Origin of the sequence: Marinomonas rhizomae (genome assembly GCF_003315485.1) — a bacterium.
Lineage (GTDB): Bacteria > Pseudomonadota > Gammaproteobacteria > Pseudomonadales > Marinomonadaceae > Marinomonas > Marinomonas rhizomae.
The window spans coordinates 88,466-103,289 of sequence record NZ_QNSE01000010.1 but is presented as its reverse complement, the minus strand read 5'-3'; the positions used below and the strand labels follow the sequence as shown (position 1 = coordinate 103,289).

At 43.8% G+C, this 14,824-nt stretch carries 20 protein-coding genes; 9 read left to right on the top strand and 11 right to left on the bottom strand.

Going from position 1 to position 14,824, the window contains the following annotated elements; all coding sequences use genetic code 11:
* Nucleotides 1-167: 167 nt before the first annotated feature.
* The 4 genes from DFP80_RS14060 to cysP form a co-directional block, all read right to left on the bottom strand.
* Nucleotides 168-1,289 carry a sulfate/molybdate ABC transporter ATP-binding protein gene (locus tag DFP80_RS14060; protein ID WP_113917444.1) on the bottom strand — a complete coding sequence of 374 codons (1,122 nt, stop codon included), beginning with the start codon at nt 1,287-1,289 and terminating at the stop codon, nt 168-170.
* Entirely contained in the window at nt 1,286-2,167 is an 882-nt protein-coding gene (gene cysW, locus DFP80_RS14055; RefSeq protein WP_113917443.1) for a sulfate ABC transporter permease subunit CysW, read from the bottom strand. The genes DFP80_RS14060 and cysW overlap by 4 nt, the downstream gene beginning before the upstream one ends.
* A 9-nt stretch (nt 2,168-2,176) precedes the next feature.
* On the bottom strand, nt 2,177-3,037 hold the full coding sequence (gene cysT / locus DFP80_RS14050; RefSeq protein WP_113917442.1) for a sulfate/thiosulfate ABC transporter permease CysT: 861 nt from the start codon (nt 3,035-3,037) through the stop codon (nt 2,177-2,179).
* A gap of 113 nt (nt 3,038-3,150) precedes the next feature.
* Nucleotides 3,151-4,164 carry a thiosulfate ABC transporter substrate-binding protein CysP gene (gene cysP, locus DFP80_RS14045; protein WP_113917441.1) on the bottom strand — a complete coding sequence of 338 codons (1,014 nt, stop codon included), beginning with the start codon at nt 4,162-4,164 and terminating at the stop codon, nt 3,151-3,153.
* Nucleotides 4,165-4,602: 438 nt separating this feature from the next.
* Between cysP and DFP80_RS14040 the strand changes: the two genes are divergently transcribed.
* Nucleotides 4,603-4,851 (top strand): FeoA family protein, encoded by a 249-nt coding sequence (locus DFP80_RS14040; protein ID WP_113917440.1) that lies wholly within the window; start codon nt 4,603-4,605, stop codon nt 4,849-4,851.
* Nucleotides 4,848-6,893: a ferrous iron transport protein B gene (feoB, locus tag DFP80_RS14035; protein ID WP_113917439.1), complete on the top strand. Its 2,046-nt coding sequence runs from the start codon at nt 4,848-4,850 to the stop codon at nt 6,891-6,893. The genes DFP80_RS14040 and feoB overlap by 4 nt, the downstream gene beginning before the upstream one ends.
* Before the next feature lie 19 nt (nt 6,894-6,912).
* Here the strand turns inward: feoB and DFP80_RS14030 are convergent, their stop codons facing one another.
* The 4 genes from DFP80_RS14030 to DFP80_RS14015 form a co-directional block, all read right to left on the bottom strand.
* A complete protein-coding gene (locus DFP80_RS14030) occupies nt 6,913-7,224 on the bottom strand; it encodes a cupin domain-containing protein (protein WP_113917438.1) in 312 nt (103 codons plus the stop codon).
* Nucleotides 7,225-7,365: 141 nt separating this feature from the next.
* Nucleotides 7,366-7,650: a NadS family protein gene (gene nadS / locus DFP80_RS14025; protein ID WP_113917437.1), complete on the bottom strand. Its 285-nt coding sequence runs from the start codon at nt 7,648-7,650 to the stop codon at nt 7,366-7,368.
* Entirely contained in the window at nt 7,647-8,291 is a 645-nt protein-coding gene (locus tag DFP80_RS14020; RefSeq protein ID WP_113917436.1) for a hypothetical protein, read from the bottom strand. Before DFP80_RS14020 ends, nadS begins: the two co-directional genes overlap by 4 nt.
* A 38-nt stretch (nt 8,292-8,329) precedes the next feature.
* The gene (locus tag DFP80_RS14015; protein WP_113917435.1) at nt 8,330-8,605 is read right to left on the bottom strand and encodes a helix-turn-helix domain-containing protein; all 276 of its coding nucleotides are present in this window, start codon (nt 8,603-8,605) and stop codon (nt 8,330-8,332) included.
* Between the two features lie 136 nt (nt 8,606-8,741).
* Between DFP80_RS14015 and DFP80_RS14010 the strand changes: the two genes are divergently transcribed.
* The 7 genes from DFP80_RS14010 (at nt 8,742) to DFP80_RS13980 (ending at nt 12,791) form a co-directional block, all read left to right on the top strand.
* A complete protein-coding gene (locus DFP80_RS14010) occupies nt 8,742-8,972 on the top strand; it encodes a Trp family transcriptional regulator (RefSeq protein WP_113917434.1) in 231 nt (76 codons plus the stop codon).
* Entirely contained in the window at nt 8,969-10,378 is a 1,410-nt protein-coding gene (locus tag DFP80_RS14005) for an anthranilate synthase component I family protein (protein WP_113917433.1), read from the top strand. Before DFP80_RS14010 ends, DFP80_RS14005 begins: the two co-directional genes overlap by 4 nt.
* An 11-nt stretch (nt 10,379-10,389) precedes the next feature.
* Nucleotides 10,390-11,052: an anthranilate synthase component II gene (locus tag DFP80_RS14000; RefSeq protein WP_113917432.1), complete on the top strand. Its 663-nt coding sequence runs from the start codon at nt 10,390-10,392 to the stop codon at nt 11,050-11,052.
* Between the two features lie 146 nt (nt 11,053-11,198).
* Nucleotides 11,199-11,468 carry a type II toxin-antitoxin system toxin DhiT gene (dhiT, locus tag DFP80_RS13995; protein WP_113917431.1) on the top strand — a complete coding sequence of 90 codons (270 nt, stop codon included), beginning with the start codon at nt 11,199-11,201 and terminating at the stop codon, nt 11,466-11,468.
* Nucleotides 11,462-11,995: a type II toxin-antitoxin system antitoxin DhiA gene (gene dhiA / locus DFP80_RS13990; RefSeq protein WP_113917430.1), complete on the top strand. Its 534-nt coding sequence runs from the start codon at nt 11,462-11,464 to the stop codon at nt 11,993-11,995. Before dhiT ends, dhiA begins: the two co-directional genes overlap by 7 nt.
* A gap of 137 nt (nt 11,996-12,132) precedes the next feature.
* Entirely contained in the window at nt 12,133-12,489 is a 357-nt protein-coding gene (locus DFP80_RS13985; RefSeq protein WP_113917429.1) for a type II toxin-antitoxin system RelE/ParE family toxin, read from the top strand.
* The gene (locus tag DFP80_RS13980; RefSeq protein WP_113917428.1) at nt 12,489-12,791 is read left to right on the top strand and encodes a helix-turn-helix domain-containing protein; all 303 of its coding nucleotides are present in this window, start codon (nt 12,489-12,491) and stop codon (nt 12,789-12,791) included. Before DFP80_RS13985 ends, DFP80_RS13980 begins: the two co-directional genes overlap by 1 nt.
* Before the next feature lie 40 nt (nt 12,792-12,831).
* Here DFP80_RS13980 and DFP80_RS13975 read toward each other — a convergent pair whose 3' ends face one another.
* The 3 genes from DFP80_RS13975 to DFP80_RS13965 form a co-directional block, all read right to left on the bottom strand.
* On the bottom strand, nt 12,832-13,671 hold the full coding sequence (locus DFP80_RS13975) for a DUF2971 domain-containing protein (RefSeq protein WP_113917427.1): 840 nt from the start codon (nt 13,669-13,671) through the stop codon (nt 12,832-12,834).
* Between the two features lie 202 nt (nt 13,672-13,873).
* Nucleotides 13,874-14,059: a hypothetical protein gene (locus DFP80_RS13970; protein WP_113917426.1), complete on the bottom strand. Its 186-nt coding sequence runs from the start codon at nt 14,057-14,059 to the stop codon at nt 13,874-13,876.
* 3 nt (nt 14,060-14,062) lie between these two features.
* Complete coding sequence (locus DFP80_RS13965; RefSeq protein ID WP_241560276.1) at nt 14,063-14,803, bottom strand: ElyC/SanA/YdcF family protein; 741 nt, start codon at nt 14,801-14,803, stop codon at nt 14,063-14,065.
* Nucleotides 14,804-14,824: the final 21 nt, after the last annotated feature.

The following is a 14,824-nucleotide window of genomic DNA, read 5'->3' as shown; positions in this document are numbered from 1 at the left end:
TTATTTTCGTAAACACAATATCTGATTTTTAACGCAAAATAAATGCTGTGTTTTTTGCAGTATAGCCTTTGTAATTAGGCTATAGATAATAAGCGAGGCAGATTATTTATATTTTGGGGTGGGAGAAAAAAGCGACACAATATATGCCGCTCTTTTACTTGTTTAAATTATGCTTTCTCAGTCGTTTTGGCTTTCTCTGTTTCCCAATTCAGCAGTACAGGTTGTTGCGCATCATGAGCAAAGAAATAACCAGCTTTGGGTGTGACGTATAAGGTTTGGCCTTTTTCGAAGCAGTTTTTGTCGAACGCTTTGTGAGGCAGGTCGATTTCCCATACGTCGTTGCTTTGCCAATCAATCGGAGTGAGCTCTAGACGCACTTCAGCGCCAATTGGGTTGATAGCAATCACGCGCAGCGGCAAGTTGGCTTGCGCCGTTGGTTCTTTTGATACAAAGAACTCATGAGAGCGAATATATAACTGGCCGTCTTTTTGTTCTGCGCCATTTGGTAAGACAATACTAGCTTGTTGATTATGCCATTTGTTGTTTTCGACTTTGCCTTCGAAGACATTGGCGTTACCAAGGAAGTCGAACACGAATCGGCTGTTGGGCGAGGCGTAAAGCGCACCAGGTTGATCTATTTGTTCAATGTGTCCATTGCTCATGACGACAACGCGGTCCGATAGCTCTAAGGCTTCTTCTTGGTCGTGAGTTACAAATACGCTGGTAAAGCCTAGTTCATCGTGTAATCCGCGTAACCAGCGACGTAGTTCTTTACGCACCTTGGCATCCAAGGCGCCAAAGGGTTCGTCTAGTAGTAAAACTTCCGGTTGTGTTGCCAAGGCTCGCGCCAAGGCGATACGTTGTTTCTGACCACCTGAAAGCTGTGACGGAAATCGACTGGCAAGATGTTCAAGCTGCACCATTTCCAATAAATGCATCACGCGGTTTTTAATTTCAGTCGGGCTTGGGCGCTCTTTGCGAGGCAAGACGGCTAATCCAAATGCTACGTTATCCGCCACTGTCATATGGCGGAACAAGGCGTAGTTTTGGAATACAAATCCTACTCGACGATCACGGACATGTAAGTTGGTTACGTCTCTGTCACCAAACTGAATGTGGCCAGTATCTGCGCCTTCTAATCCAGCAATAATACGTAATAAAGTGGTTTTTCCTGAACCAGATGGTCCAAGTAAGCCAATCATTTCGCCTTCGTTGATGTCTAATGACAAAGGTGACAAGGCTTGAAAATGCCCAAAGTGTTTGGAAATGTTTTCAATCAAAATACTCATTGAGTCACCTGTCTTTCTTTTTCAGCTTCAATTTTTAAACTACGTTCCTGACGCCATTCGATAAAGGCTTTCAACAACAAAGTAAGTAGGGCAATCATCGCTAATAGCGAGGCGCTGGCAAACGCGGCAGCGGCTTGGTAATCCTCATACTGGGCTTGTACTAATAATGGCAAGGTGTTGGTTTCGCCACGGATATTACCGGATACCACAGATACCGCGCCGAATTCCCCAACCGCGCGCGCGTTGGTCAGAATAACGCCATAAATCAGTGCCCATTTGATATTTGGTAACGTTACACGGCGGAATAATTGCCAGCCAGAAGCACCTAGAATCACAGCAGCTTCTTCGTCTTCTCGACCTTGTTGTTGCATTAATGGAATCAATTCACGGGCCACAAACGGACAAGTCACAAACACAGTGACCATGACAATGCCCGGCCAAGCGAACATCAATTGGATGTCTTGATCATAAAGCCAAGAGCCAATCCAGCCGTTATTGCCGTACAACAACAAGTACAATAAGCCAGCAACCACAGGGGAAACCGCGAAAGGAATGTCCATCAAGGTCATTAAGATTTTTCGACCGGGGAATTCAAAGCGCGTAACTGCCCAGGCTAACATTACGCCGAATACCAAGTTGATTGGCACGGTTAACGCGGCAACCACGAGAGTCAGGCCAATGGCGTGCAAGGTATCGGCTTCAATCAAACTGTTGAAATAGTGCGCTGCGCCTTCTACAAATGCCTGCTGGAAGATGGCGATGAGCGGCACTACCAACAAAATCGTGGTCAAAAACAGTGTGAGACCAATGAGTAGCCATTTTATCAATGGGCTGTCGCCGACCCTAAGTTGGCTCGATGAGTGTTTAGATGATGACATATAAGCTTCCTAACTGCGTCCGTGAAGACGACGTAAATAACGCGCCTGCCATATGTTAATGGCGAACAAGAGGACCAGCGACGCCATTAGCACAACCGAGGCAATGGCGCTGGCGGCTGGAAAATCGAACTCTTGTAAGCTAACGAAGATCATCAAAGACGTAATCTCGCTGACATAAGGCATGTTACCGGCGATAAAAATGACCGCGCCAAATTCGCCTAAGCTACGAGTGAAAGACAAGGCAATGCCTGTCATCAAAGCTGGCCATAAGGCGGGGAAAATAACCCGACGAAATACAGACCAATCGGACGCACCCAGTGTCATTCCTGCTTCTTCCTCTTCGGGCGATAGTTCTTCCAATACTGGTTGAACGGTTCGAACCACGAAGGGAATACTGGTAAACGCCATAGCAAGCACAATACCCCAAGGCGTGTAAGCGACTTTTAGCCCTAAGCTTTCAAGGATTTCACCGTACCAACCATTTTGAGCGTACAAGGTTGCTAAGGTAATGCCCGCCACAGCGGTGGGTAAGGCAAAGGGTAAATCCACTAAGGCATCTAGAATACGGCGCCCAGGAAATTCATAACGCACTAACACCCAAGCAAGCAATAGACCAAAAAAGCCATTAAAGACGGAAGCGATTAAAGCCGCCCACAGGGTTACCTTGTAACTGGCCACCACGCGTTCGTCGCTGATGACTTGCCAATATCTGTCCCAGCCCATGTCGACGGATTGCATAACCAGTCCACTCATTGGGAGTAATAGAATCAAGCTGATAAAGAGTAGGGAGGTTCCCAAGCTTAAACTGAGACCAGGTAAGACTCGCTTATGTCTAGGTCTGGTTTCGGCCGCGCTTAAATGTGTTGCCATGTATTTACCCATTATGGTCTTAACAAGAATATTTCGGTAAAGACGCTATTTGTTATAAAGACAGAAAAGCCGGACACGCAAGCGTATCCGGCTAGTGACTCTCTATTCTGATATTAGCGACGCTGAAGTTGGTCTAGTTTACCACCATTGGTGAATAATTCTTTAGTCGCTTGTGGCCAGCCGCCAGCAATATTTTCGACGGTTAATAAGTTCACTTCAGGGAACTTGTCGGCAAATTCTTTTTTCACTACATCGTTGTGTATGCGGTAGTTAAAGCCAGCCAACAAACGCTGAGATTCTTCACTGTATAAATAGCTTAGGTACTCGTGAGAGACTTCTTCTGTGCCGTTTTTCTTTGCATTCTTAGCAACAACCGCGACTGGGAATTCCGCCAAGATAGACGTCTTTGGTACAACCACTTCGTATTTGTCTGCGCCGTATTGGTTACGGATATTGTTTACTTCAGATTCGAAGGTAATCAATACATCACCAATGCCACGCTCAACGAAAGTCGTTGTCGCGCCGCGACCGCCGGTATCAAACACAGACACGTTTTTCAGGAAAGCACCTAGAAAATCGTCGACCTTGGTTTCGTTGTCTTTACCAAAGGTATTTTGTGCGTAACCGTAAGCGGCTAGAAAAGTATAACGTCCATTGCCTGATGTTTTAGGATTTGGGAATACCAATGCCACATCCTTGCCTGCTAGATCGCCCCAGCTTTTTACGTTTTTTGGGTTGCCCTTGCGAACTAGGAAGGCAATCGTTGAGTAATAAGGTGAGCTGGCATTTGGAAATTCGTTTTTCCAATCTGCAGGGATCATTTTGCCTTTGTCGTGCAGCACTTGAACGTCGGTGACTTGGTTAAAAGTAACCACATCAGCTGACAAACCGTTCATGATGGCGTTGGCTTGTTTTGACGAGCCTGCGTGAGATTGTTTGATTTCGATGGTTTTGCCTGTTTTTTCTAACCAATGTTTTTCAAATGTAGGGTTGTAAGTGGCAAACAGCTCACGAGCGATATCGTAAGACGTGTTAAGAATCGTTTGATCCGCAGCCGACGCTTGAACGGCTCCGCTCAATAATAATGTACCAATAATAGATTTTAAAAAGCGTGGCTTAGATTTCATAATACCCTCATCTGGGAAGCTTAATATTTCATTGAGAGAAAGGTTACTTAAAAGATTTAGTTATTACAATGTCTACAAATAAACTTTTTTGGAATATCTATAAAGCGTTTTTTTTAATAGATATGTTTCCATAGTTTCATTAAAAACGCTGAGGTGTTTCTTGTCCTGCTAGACTTCTTGTTTGTTGCCCATCAATAAAAGCACTTAACAGTGTGTTGAGTTATCTAGCTGATCAATAAAGCAAAGGCAGCAATATTGGCTCAGCTGACGGGGCTAATTTTCCTGTTGAGCACTTTGCATGGCGACTAGTCTGTTAAAGGTGGGTTGGCAAATCATCATTAAGTTAGGTCGCGAATATTTTTTTCACATTTTTTTTTCCTCTCCACGTTCACTATTGACGAATTGAGAATCGTTATTACGTTTATTTCTGGAGATGTCATGGTTTTATCAGAATTGCCAAAAGGAGTGACCGCAAATATTCATAGTGTCATTCACCCTCATCGGGACAAGCAGATTCAGCTTCTAGCGCTAGGGTTTGATCCGGGAGAAAGCGTACAACTAATGATGAAAGCGCCGTTTGGCAATCCTCTTCAGGTGAAAGTGGGGGCGACGCTTATTGCGATTCATACAGACGATGCGCAATACATTCAGCTTTGCGAAGGTGCTTGCGAGGACTATGACGAATGAATCATCACATCACCTTAGTCGGCAATCCAAATACAGGCAAAACCACACTGTTTAATAAGCTCGCGGGCACTCGCCAAAAAGTAGGAAATTGGGCGGGTGTAACGGTCGATTGTAAAACGGGCTTTTTTTCCGTTAACGAACAGCGTGTTGATATGACGGATCTGCCAGGCATCTATAGCTTTGCGACCGAATCAGGAGGCATTGATGAAGCGGTTGCACGACGCTTTCTTGGTCAGGGCGAGTTCGATGTCATTATCAATGTAGTCGATGCAACAAACCTAAAACGTAATTTAAAGCTCACAAAAGAGCTGATTACATTAGGGCGTCCCATGATTGTCGTGATGACTATGACGGACCTTGCGAGAAAAATGCGCATAATGCCTGATTTGGACGCGTTAGCAGCAAACATGGGCATCGCTACCATCGATGGTTACGACTTGTCAGTCGCGGAACTACAAAATCAGGTCTTGGCCTTAGTCGAAATGGGCAAAGACAATTTTGTTGTGGCGGAGCCAAAATCAATTAAACAATGGTTATCTGGCGTTATGTTGCAGCAAGCTCGTGCGCAAAACTCCACAGAGTTAATTGATCGAGTGGTATTGCACCCGCTGCTAGGTATTCCAATTTTCTTACTGTCGATGTACGCCATGTTTGCTTTGGCCATAGGGTTAGGCACCTTATTTATTGACCCAATTGATTCATTAACAGCGTATTGGTTTGTGGCTTTTCCCAGTCATTGGATGCAACTACTGGGCGTTCCTCATTGGATCATTGTAGTACTCGCTGATGGTTTAGGTGGCGGAGCTGAACTGGTTGCGACCTTCGTTCCGGTGATCGCTTGTTTGTACTTATGTTTAAGCTTCTTAGAAGACAGCGGGTACATGGCGAGAGCGGCATTTATTATTGATCGAGTCATGTTGTCGATTGGCTTGCCAGGCCAGGCGTTTATTCCCTTGCTATTGGGCTTTGGCTGTAATGTAACCTCGATCATGTCAACGCGAAGCTTATCCAACCCTAAGCAGCGTATGCTGACCATGGCAATGGCGCCATTTATGTCGTGCAGTGCTCGTTTGGCTGTCTATGTTATGTTTGTATCGGTGTTTTTCCGCAGCCATGGTGGCAGCTTGGTATTTGGCTTGTATCTGCTTGGCATTGTGATGGCTGTTGGCACGGCATGGATTTTTAGAAAACAACTTTTTAATGACGTTCATGCCAGCTCGTTTATTGAAATGCCACACTATCACCGTCCTCGTTGGGGCAATATTGCTTTGTCTAGCTGGCATAAAGTGCGTGGCTTTGTGATTCGTGCGGGCAAAACGATCGTGGTGGTGTCAGCGATTCTTACCATTCTAAACTCGATACCCTCATGGCATTCGGATGCAGATGGCGGCAAACCTTCGGCGCTAGCTGAAGTTGGACAAGTGATAACCCCCGTTTTTACGCCGATTGGTATGGGCTATAATAACTGGCCAGCCGCGGTGGGAGTGTTTACGGGCGTGTTAGCGAAGGAAGCGGTTGTTGGTACTATGGACGCGTTATATTCGGATGTAGTGGGCAGCGAGACAGACTCTGTGTATGAACCTCCAATAAATAACCTGCAAACATCAGGTGCCATTCTTTGGGGTAATCTGACCGGTGCGGTGAGCACTTTGGTTGATCCATTAGGGTTGGCTGCGGTTTCTGACGCTCAGCATGACGCGACCTTATCGCTTGGCCACCAAAAAATGGCGTCATTATTCGAAGGCTGGCAGGGCGCCTTTGCTTACTTAGTGTTTGTGCTGCTTTATACACCATGCGCGGCGGCAATCGGTGCCTTGGTTAAAGAAGGTGGCATGCTTTGGACAGGTGTGGTGACTGGTTGGAGCACCTCAGTGGCTTACGTCGGAGCGGTATGTACTTTTCAAGTGTTGACCTTTGCTCAGCACCCTTTTTCCTCTTTAATGATCATGGGGATTGCCCTTGTTTGGATAGTGTTTTTTGTTCTTGGGCTTAAATCTTGGATCAAGCCTAAGCTTGGCCATAATATTATTGCTGTTGGTTAGCTTAGAAAAATAAGGCCGCTTATACACTGCCTTCTTTTTCAATCACCAAAATGCGCGCCTCACCAATGGGGTGCGCAACATGCTCTTTGCCAATTGCCGCGAAGAAAATATCACCAACTGACATCACTTGAACGAGCTCTTTCCCATCGATGCGATAGTGCATATTCACCTCGCCGTCTAACACTATGAATACTTCTTCGCCATCATTGATGTGCCATTTGTAGGGCTGATCCGTCCAATGCAAACGCGTGGTGACGCCGTTCATATTGGCAATATCCAAGGCGCCCCAAGCACGATCCGCAGTGAAGTCTTTGGCTTTGATGAATGTCATGAAGTGGCCTTGTTGAAATGGATAAATGGTTCGATAAACAAAAAGTACAAGCAACTTAATCGTTAGACAATCGAGAAAGCGATAAAACCTCACTCTGACGGTGAAAGCGGTGTTTTATCAGGGAGCAGAGGGGATGTGTTGTTAGTGAACGGACAGCTCTTTATAAAACCTAGGGTTATCTTGAATCGTTGCCAGCACTTTAGCCGCTAATCCAGTTGGGTTGCGACGTCGGCTTTCCCAGCTTTTAATCGTATCTACGCTGGTGCCTAGCGCTTTCACAAATTCCGCTTGAGATACTTGCAGGCTATCGCGAATAGACTTCACGTCAGCAATCTCAAAGCAAGTAATACGAGAGGCTGCTTTACGGCCTTGGTGGATTTCTACGGCTTCTTCTAAAGAAGATTTTAATTCGTTGAAAAGAGTCATGGTGTCATATCATCTTTTATTGTTTGAGGTAGCTGACTAAAGATATTTTGATATGTTTCCTCGTTGTACTCTATGCCTGAAAGTTCACAGGTTTTCTTATATTTATGATTAAAGCTTATATGATCTAGAAGACTGAATTTTCTCTTTTTTGTACTAAAACGATCTAATAAAACAATTAAATCTATGCAGGAAATTATCAGTTCATGTGTTTTCAGTGGGTTTAGTAAATATAAATTATCCTGAGTAACTTTATTACATGCCTCATCATCTCGGTCGCCTTGGTTTTTTTCAAAAAATAACGTGACTATTCTGAGGTTGTGAATGAAATCCATTTGATCATTATTCAACGAAAATCTTGTGGGCATCAAGGCAATAACTATCTCCTCTAAAAGCCTAAGATTAATCGGCCTTGTTCCTTTTATTTCTTTCTGTTTAGGGTTAGTGAATTGCTCTAATAGAATAGGAAAATAGTATTTGAGCGGTCGGTTGAGACGTTCAATTTCTTCATATAGAGATTTGTATAAATTTTTTTGTCGTTTGTTTTCTATGCGGTTGGTGAAAAAATAGCCCAACAATGCGCCAAAGAACACTAAAACTGTAGGCGCAATATATTTATCTATTAGGATAAAGTAATTATCCATATAGGTTTCCTCTTAATTTATAGAAAGACCAGTCGATTTTAAATTCTTTGTGGCGTTAAGTTAAGCTCAAACCCACAAACATGGGCGTATTTTAGTAGCGTCGTCCAGCTTGGGTTGGCGTTGCCGCGCTCTAGTCGGCTGATATTACTTTTTTGAGTATACATGCGTTTTGCCAGCTGTTCTTGAGTTAATCCCGCTTGGGCTCGCATAGAAAGCAGTTGATCAATGAACGCGAATTCATTTTCAAGTCGTTCATATTCCACACGGACTTCAGCGTTAGCCAATGCTTGTGGTTTTAAGTGTTGTAGACTCATCAATCTTTCCTATCTAGTTATCATAAATGATAACCTCTATTTTAATGTTTATCACTCTGAATAGTTGCTTAAAAAAACAAAACGCATTACTGTACTAGTACATGAATACATGACTCCTTATCAAATAGAAGTGCCTATGAAAGATTTGGTCCAGTTTTTAACCGAAGTAGATGATGAATTGGTGTTGGAGAAGCGTTTGAAAGTGCTGCTAACGCCGAATGAAATCAGTGAAATGGTGAGCCGTTTGAAGATCATTGCCTTGTTAGACGAAGGCGTTCCCCAGCGAGACATTGCGAAACAATTGGGTGTGGGTATTGCCACTGTGACCCGTGGTTCCCGAGCATTGAAGGAATTAAAAGAGATATGAGTTCATACAATAAAAAGCCGCAGCGCATCACGCTGCCGCGTAAGCCTAAGTACGTTACCATCAGTTCTACCTGTGATTTTTTTGATCTGTTCAAAAAGGTCGAGAAGCGTTTTGATAACTGCTTTATGTTGGAATCCCTTGGTGAAGAGAGCTTCATTTCCCGCCATTCGATTATTGGTTTTGACCCTGAAAAACTGATCTGGGCTGAAGACAAAAAATTGTTTATCCAAGAACGCGATGGTAGTACGGAGTCATACGAATCCGATAATCCGTATTATTTGCTACGCGACATCGTGCCACAGAACATTTTGTCGCGCGGTTTTGCGGGTGGTTTAACGGGTTATATCGGTTACGACAGCATGAACTATTTCGAGCCGACTTTGGATCTGCAATCGAGCGACATGTTCGATGCCTTCCGTTTTGGTTTGTACAAAGATGGCCTGATTCTGGATAAGATGACGGGCGAAGTTTTCTACTTCTACTACGATGATAATCGAGTCGAGTTGGTGCAAGAGATGATGTCCGCTCCAACACCAGAAAATGGTCCCTTTGTGGTCACGCCAGCGGGCGAGTCCATGAGCAAAACGGATCACGCCGATGCGGTTGCCAAGGTGAAGCAAGACATTATCGAAGGTAAGATCTTCCAGTGTGAAGTTGGCTTTAAAAAATGGTTCGATATGGAAGGCGACACCATCAATTTGTACGAGCAATTGCGTGAAGTGAATCCTTCGCCGCAAATGTATTACATCAAATTTGGTGAGCAAAAAGTCATTGGTGCCAGCCCGGAGTTGCTGTTCCGAGTGCGCCAAGGGGAAATGGAAACCTTTCCGTTAGCAGGAACGGCGAAGCGTGGTAAAGATGCCGCTGAAGATACGGCGTTTGCCCGTGCTTTGTTAAACGATCCGAAAGAAATTGCTGAGCACAATATGATTGTCGATCTGCATCGTAACGACATTGGCCGTGTGGCGCGTTTCGGTACGGTAAAAGTTCGCAGTTTGATGGACATTAAACGTTTTAGCCACGTTCAGCACATTTCCAGTGAAATTGTCGGCATCATGGCGGAAGAACACGATATGTTCTCTGCCTTGGCAAGTAACTTCCCTGCTGGAACTTTGACGGGCGCACCAAAAATCGAAGCCATGAAGATTATCGACGATTTGGAAAACGATGGCCGTGGTCCTTATGGCGGCGCGGTAGGTCAGTTTTCTTTTAATGGTGATTGTATGTTTGCGATTCCGATTCGTACCGTGTTTGCTAAAGGTAATAAGGCCTACGTGCAAACCTGTGGCGGCAACGTGTATGACTCCAATGCCGAAGACGAATACGAAGAAATTCAACGCAAATTTGCTGGCACCAAACGTGTGCTAGACAGTTTTGCGCCAGCCAACACACAAGACAAAGCGTAAGGGAAGCCGACATGAAAGTGTATATTATCGACAACTATGATTCCTTCACGTACAACCTGTATCAGTTTATTGGTGAAGTATTAGAAACTGAGAAAAGCCGTGGTGAAATCGACGCGTTTGAGGTGATTGTCAAACGTAACGATGAAGTGACGTCGGATGACATTCGTGCCGCCGCGCCAGATCGTATTATCATTTCCCCAGGGCCAGGTTCGCCAGACGACAAGGCTTACTTTGGTGTGTGTGCGGAGGTGATTTTGGAGTTCGGCAAAACCATTCCATTGATGGGGGTTTGTTTGGGAATGCAGGGCATTTGTCATGTGTTCGGCGGCAATGTAGTGAAAGCTCCATTGCCAATGCACGGCAAAACCAGCCCGATTACTCACAACGGCGAAGGTATTTTTCATGATATTCCAGATCAACTAGAAGTCATGCGTTATCACTCGCTTATCGCCGAATCAGAAAGTTTCCCAGACGTGTTGGAAGTCACCGCCTCGGTGGGAGATTTAAAAGAAGTCGATTTCAACAACATCGCAACAATCCACCAAGGCGGCGAGTTTGAGCTGATGGGCGTTCGTCATAAAGAATACCCGATTCAAGGCATTCAATTTCACCCAGAATCTTTTGCTACAGAAGGCGGAAAAGACCTGATTAAGAACTTCTTGTTTCAGGTTTGATTCTTTAGAAATTCAGTACCTTTGAAGTAATAGAAAAAAAAGCAGTGTTCAGAAATGGGTGCTGTTTTTTTGTGGTTATAAAATATGTTTGTCTCTTTTGAGAGACTAGTCTATAGTTTTATTTATATAAATATCGAGGGGTAAGGATGCCTGAGATTGATGCGTTATTAGGGTTGTCGTTTTGCTTATATTTTTTTGATGATCAGCAGCACAAGTTACCGCATTTACACGTGAAATATGGCGGTTACGAATTGATTATTGCGATAGAAACCAGCGAATGCTTAGAGGGTTATCTGCCCAATAAACAGCGTAAACGTGCTGAAGCTCACATAAGTATGTATAGAGAGCAACTCATGCAGATGTGGGGTAAAGCCGTGAAAGGTGAGAATCCGGGGAAGTTGGAGGGTGTATGTTAAAAATTATTGATGTCGACTGGGTTAAAGATCACACCTTAGCATTAACCTTTAGCGATGGCTTTGAAGGCGAAGCAGATTTGTCTGGTTACTTTTCAAAACCACCCTTTGCCAATGTGATAGATTTCAAACGCTTTGCTTTAACTGCCGATGGAGCCTTGAATTGGAGTGGCAATGAACTTGCTAGCAGCACGTTAAGAGGTATCACAAAAGGAGCTTATCTGGCTGCTGCTATGAGGTTTGATGTAGAGCAAATGGAAGAAGTGATCAAACAGGCGTCATGGGATTCCATGACAGAAGGCCGCCCAGATATTTTACAAGCCGCTATTCGATCTTATGTTGAGTTATTTGGACATCGCGTCGTGATTTCAAGAGCGGGTATTAAAAGCCGAACCAGTGCTTATCGATCTCTTAAACCTGAAACCAAGCCCAACTTTGCCACCTTAGTACAACTCGCTCATGCCGTGATTGAAATCGCCAAAGAGAGAGTTGGAGAATCGTTGCCGAACTCTGTCACAGCTTCGAATTAGTGTATTGACTTAGATAATTTCTGCTCATAAATGCAGGAGAAGCAGTGCTCATTGATGGGTGCTGTTTTTTTTGAATTGAAAATATAGGTTAAAGGCTATATAGTTTGTAAGCTATTATTTTGTATGAAAGGGAATTTATGTGGAGTATAGAAACAACGGATGTTTTTGATGAATGGTTTGAAGCCTTAGATGATATTGATAAAGAAAACGTGTTAGCAACACTACTTCTGCTACAGCAAAAAGGGCCGCAACTATCTAGGCCTTATGCAGATGTTGTGAATGGCTCGAAGTTCAGCAATATGAAAGAGCTAAGAACGCAAAGTAAGGGTAATCCTATTCGCTCGTTCTATGCATTCAATCCAAGCAGAACTGGTATTTTATTGTGTGCTGGGGAGAAAACAGGGAAAGATAAGCGGTTTTATGAACAGATGATTCCAGTTGCAGATAGAGAGTTTGAAAAGCATCTTCTGGATCTAAAAAGTCGAGGTGAGTAATGGCTAGAACACTTGATAAATTAATTTCAGATCAGAAGCCTGAAATAGTAAAAAATGCCCGTAAAAAGGCGGATGACATGGTACTTGGCATTCATCTCGCTCAGTTACGTGAACGCATGCAAATCACTCAAGAGGATATGGCAAACATGCTAGGTGTGAAGCAGCCAACGATTGCAGGCATGGAACGCAAAGGTAAAGATGTCAAATTATCTACTCTGAAGCGCTATGTTGAAGGTACTGGTGGCAAATTAACAGTGGATGTTGAATTGCCAGATGGCAGCCATTACGGGTTTAATTTATAAGATTCAGTGTCCGCTCAGATCAGCTCTGAGTGAGCGCAACTTAAGCAAAGCCATTGTTTGGGTCCCAATATATTGTCTTATCAATGGAGTATTTATTTCTATTGTTCGTCTTCATGCAATACATTGGGATGTATAAGTACTCAGCGGTACAACGCAATGATTCCTTTAGTGCGCTCGACATATTCAGCCCTGCGATAACTCCTGTCACTTTAAGGCCGTTAGGCATATCTACATTCTTTCCAAATACTTTTTCACTTAATTCGTCTGAAGTAAAAGTATTATCTTTTATGAGGCGAAGTTCTTGTTCATATGACCAGTCTGAATGTTTAGTGGAGAGGTATCGTTCAATGACTGATCGTGGTGAAAATAGGATGTCAGAAAGTAGAATATCTTCAAGTTGAGATATGTAAGTGACATCATGGAAGGAGAAAAGGCTTTTGTTCGAAGTAACTAAATCCATTTTACTTAGGCTGTATTCGACGCAAAAACCTTTATGGGCTTGAGCATAATGAGACCAACTAAGTGGGATCTGATGGCTTCTTGAAAAGCATTGAATTCCGAAAGTGGCAAGGTGCTCCTGAAGTTTGGGAATTATACTCTTTAGGTCTATAGATTGGCTTTGAGACCAAGCTCTTATGTCTTCAACAATCTCACCATTATATAGCCAGTGACTTGGGTTACCTTCAAAGATAGTTTTAGCCGCGATTCTAATAGCCTCTGGATCATGTTCATTAGATACAAAGTCCTCATTTATATTTGCGCGGGTATCGAATGGATCATTGAAATTCGCGGGATTGGATATCCACAGTTTTTTTTCTCGAAGCGAGTTTATTCTGTTTTCACAGGCCGGTTCAAATCGATAAATAGGGGTTCCGTTCATGGTTTATTCCTTGTTGTTGGGAAACTTTTGTTTCATATGCAGAACCCTAAGCACTTTTATATCATCGCTTTAAATACGATAAGCTATTAGCATGGCTATTTCAGGGATGATTAGTCGTCTGTCGTTCGTGCCAGCACGTTCAACTCCCATCAGTGGTTGATGAGATAAGTTGGTGATTTTCGTAGCAAGGATGTTGTCGGTTTTATCCTCTGGCTCTGATTTTGGCTTTAAAATCTTCCATCTGAGCATTGGCTTCTTCGTTCGACACAAATACAGCAAGGCCGTTTTCCATATTCTCGAAAGCGGTGTTTATTTGCTGTGTTAACCAAGTATCGTGAGATATTGGGTCATCTCTCTTATCCGCTTCAAATGTCATTTTAGATGTCATTGTTTACTCCTTAATCCATTGCCAGCCACGCCCAAGCCATTCGTAAAAAGCGCGTTGGCTTTTGTAGGCAGCGTTGGCGTCGATTTGCCAGTCGCTCTTTTCTGAACCTAAGTATAGGGCGGGCGCTGGGATGATGTTTATACCAGCTTGTTCGAAAAAGATAGACGCGCGTTTTAGGTGTGACGCTTCGGTGACCAGTGCTACACGTTTTCCATCTAAATAGGGCTTCATGCTGTTGGCTTCCTCTTCTGTGTCTTTGGCGAGAGAGAAGGCTTTGATTTTGTCTGGTTTTACGCCTAATTCTATGGCGGCTCGGCGCATGACTTCTGCGTGCGGTTCGGTCATTTCACCTGAATAACCAGACACAAATAATTGCGCATTTGGGTTGGCTTTTAAAATGCGTAACCCTTCTTCGAGTCGAAATAGGGCGCTGTTGCCTAGCGCCATGACTGTCGGTGTATTGCTTAAATCTTTGTGGCCACTGCCGAGGACGATAACCACATCCACTGGCTGTTCAATATTAAACACCGAATAGTCGTGTTCTACTGTTGCAATAAGTGTATTAGCGACTGGGTTCCAGCTGGTTAATCCCAATATTAAGATGCCACAGAAAAGGAAAAATTTAGCGACTTTCGGCCATTTCTTCATCAGCAAGAACGCGAGGCACATAGTCACCAAAGTGAGAGGAATTGGCATAAGCATCATGCCGATGGTTTTCTTAAAGTAAAAAAGAACAATGCCCACGGAGCTATCTCTTTAATTATA

Excerpts from the sequence above, each read along its gene's own strand:
- DFP80_RS13985 (WP_113917429.1), top strand. The coding sequence starts at position 12,133 with ATGTGGAGTATAGAAACAACGGATGTTTTTGATGAATGGTTTGAAGCC.
- DFP80_RS13980 (WP_113917428.1), top strand. The coding sequence starts at position 12,489 with ATGGCTAGAACACTTGATAAATTAATTTCAGATCAGAAGCCTGAAATA.
- DFP80_RS14040 (WP_113917440.1), top strand. The coding sequence starts at position 4,603 with ATGGTTTTATCAGAATTGCCAAAAGGAGTGACCGCAAATATTCATAGT.
- DFP80_RS14005 (WP_113917433.1), top strand. The coding sequence starts at position 8,969 with ATGAGTTCATACAATAAAAAGCCGCAGCGCATCACGCTGCCGCGTAAG.
- DFP80_RS14030 (WP_113917438.1), bottom strand. The coding sequence starts at position 7,224 with ATGACATTCATCAAAGCCAAAGACTTCACTGCGGATCGTGCTTGGGGC.
- cysT (WP_113917442.1), bottom strand. The coding sequence starts at position 3,037 with ATGGCAACACATTTAAGCGCGGCCGAAACCAGACCTAGACATAAGCGA.
- DFP80_RS14010 (WP_113917434.1), top strand. The coding sequence starts at position 8,742 with ATGAAAGATTTGGTCCAGTTTTTAACCGAAGTAGATGATGAATTGGTG.
- dhiT (WP_113917431.1), top strand. The coding sequence starts at position 11,199 with ATGCCTGAGATTGATGCGTTATTAGGGTTGTCGTTTTGCTTATATTTT.
- DFP80_RS13970 (WP_113917426.1), bottom strand. The coding sequence starts at position 14,059 with ATGACATCTAAAATGACATTTGAAGCGGATAAGAGAGATGACCCAATA.
- nadS (WP_113917437.1), bottom strand. The coding sequence starts at position 7,650 with ATGACTCTTTTCAACGAATTAAAATCTTCTTTAGAAGAAGCCGTAGAA.
- DFP80_RS14015 (WP_113917435.1), bottom strand. The coding sequence starts at position 8,605 with ATGAGTCTACAACACTTAAAACCACAAGCATTGGCTAACGCTGAAGTC.
- DFP80_RS13975 (WP_113917427.1), bottom strand. The coding sequence starts at position 13,671 with ATGAACGGAACCCCTATTTATCGATTTGAACCGGCCTGTGAAAACAGA.
- DFP80_RS14060 (WP_113917444.1), bottom strand. The coding sequence starts at position 1,289 with ATGAGTATTTTGATTGAAAACATTTCCAAACACTTTGGGCATTTTCAA.
- dhiA (WP_113917430.1), top strand. The coding sequence starts at position 11,462 with ATGTTAAAAATTATTGATGTCGACTGGGTTAAAGATCACACCTTAGCA.
- DFP80_RS14020 (WP_113917436.1), bottom strand. The coding sequence starts at position 8,291 with ATGGATAATTACTTTATCCTAATAGATAAATATATTGCGCCTACAGTT.
- DFP80_RS14000 (WP_113917432.1), top strand. The coding sequence starts at position 10,390 with ATGAAAGTGTATATTATCGACAACTATGATTCCTTCACGTACAACCTG.
- cysW (WP_113917443.1), bottom strand. The coding sequence starts at position 2,167 with ATGTCATCATCTAAACACTCATCGAGCCAACTTAGGGTCGGCGACAGC.
- cysP (WP_113917441.1), bottom strand. The coding sequence starts at position 4,164 with ATGAAATCTAAGCCACGCTTTTTAAAATCTATTATTGGTACATTATTA.
- feoB (WP_113917439.1), top strand. The coding sequence starts at position 4,848 with ATGAATCATCACATCACCTTAGTCGGCAATCCAAATACAGGCAAAACC.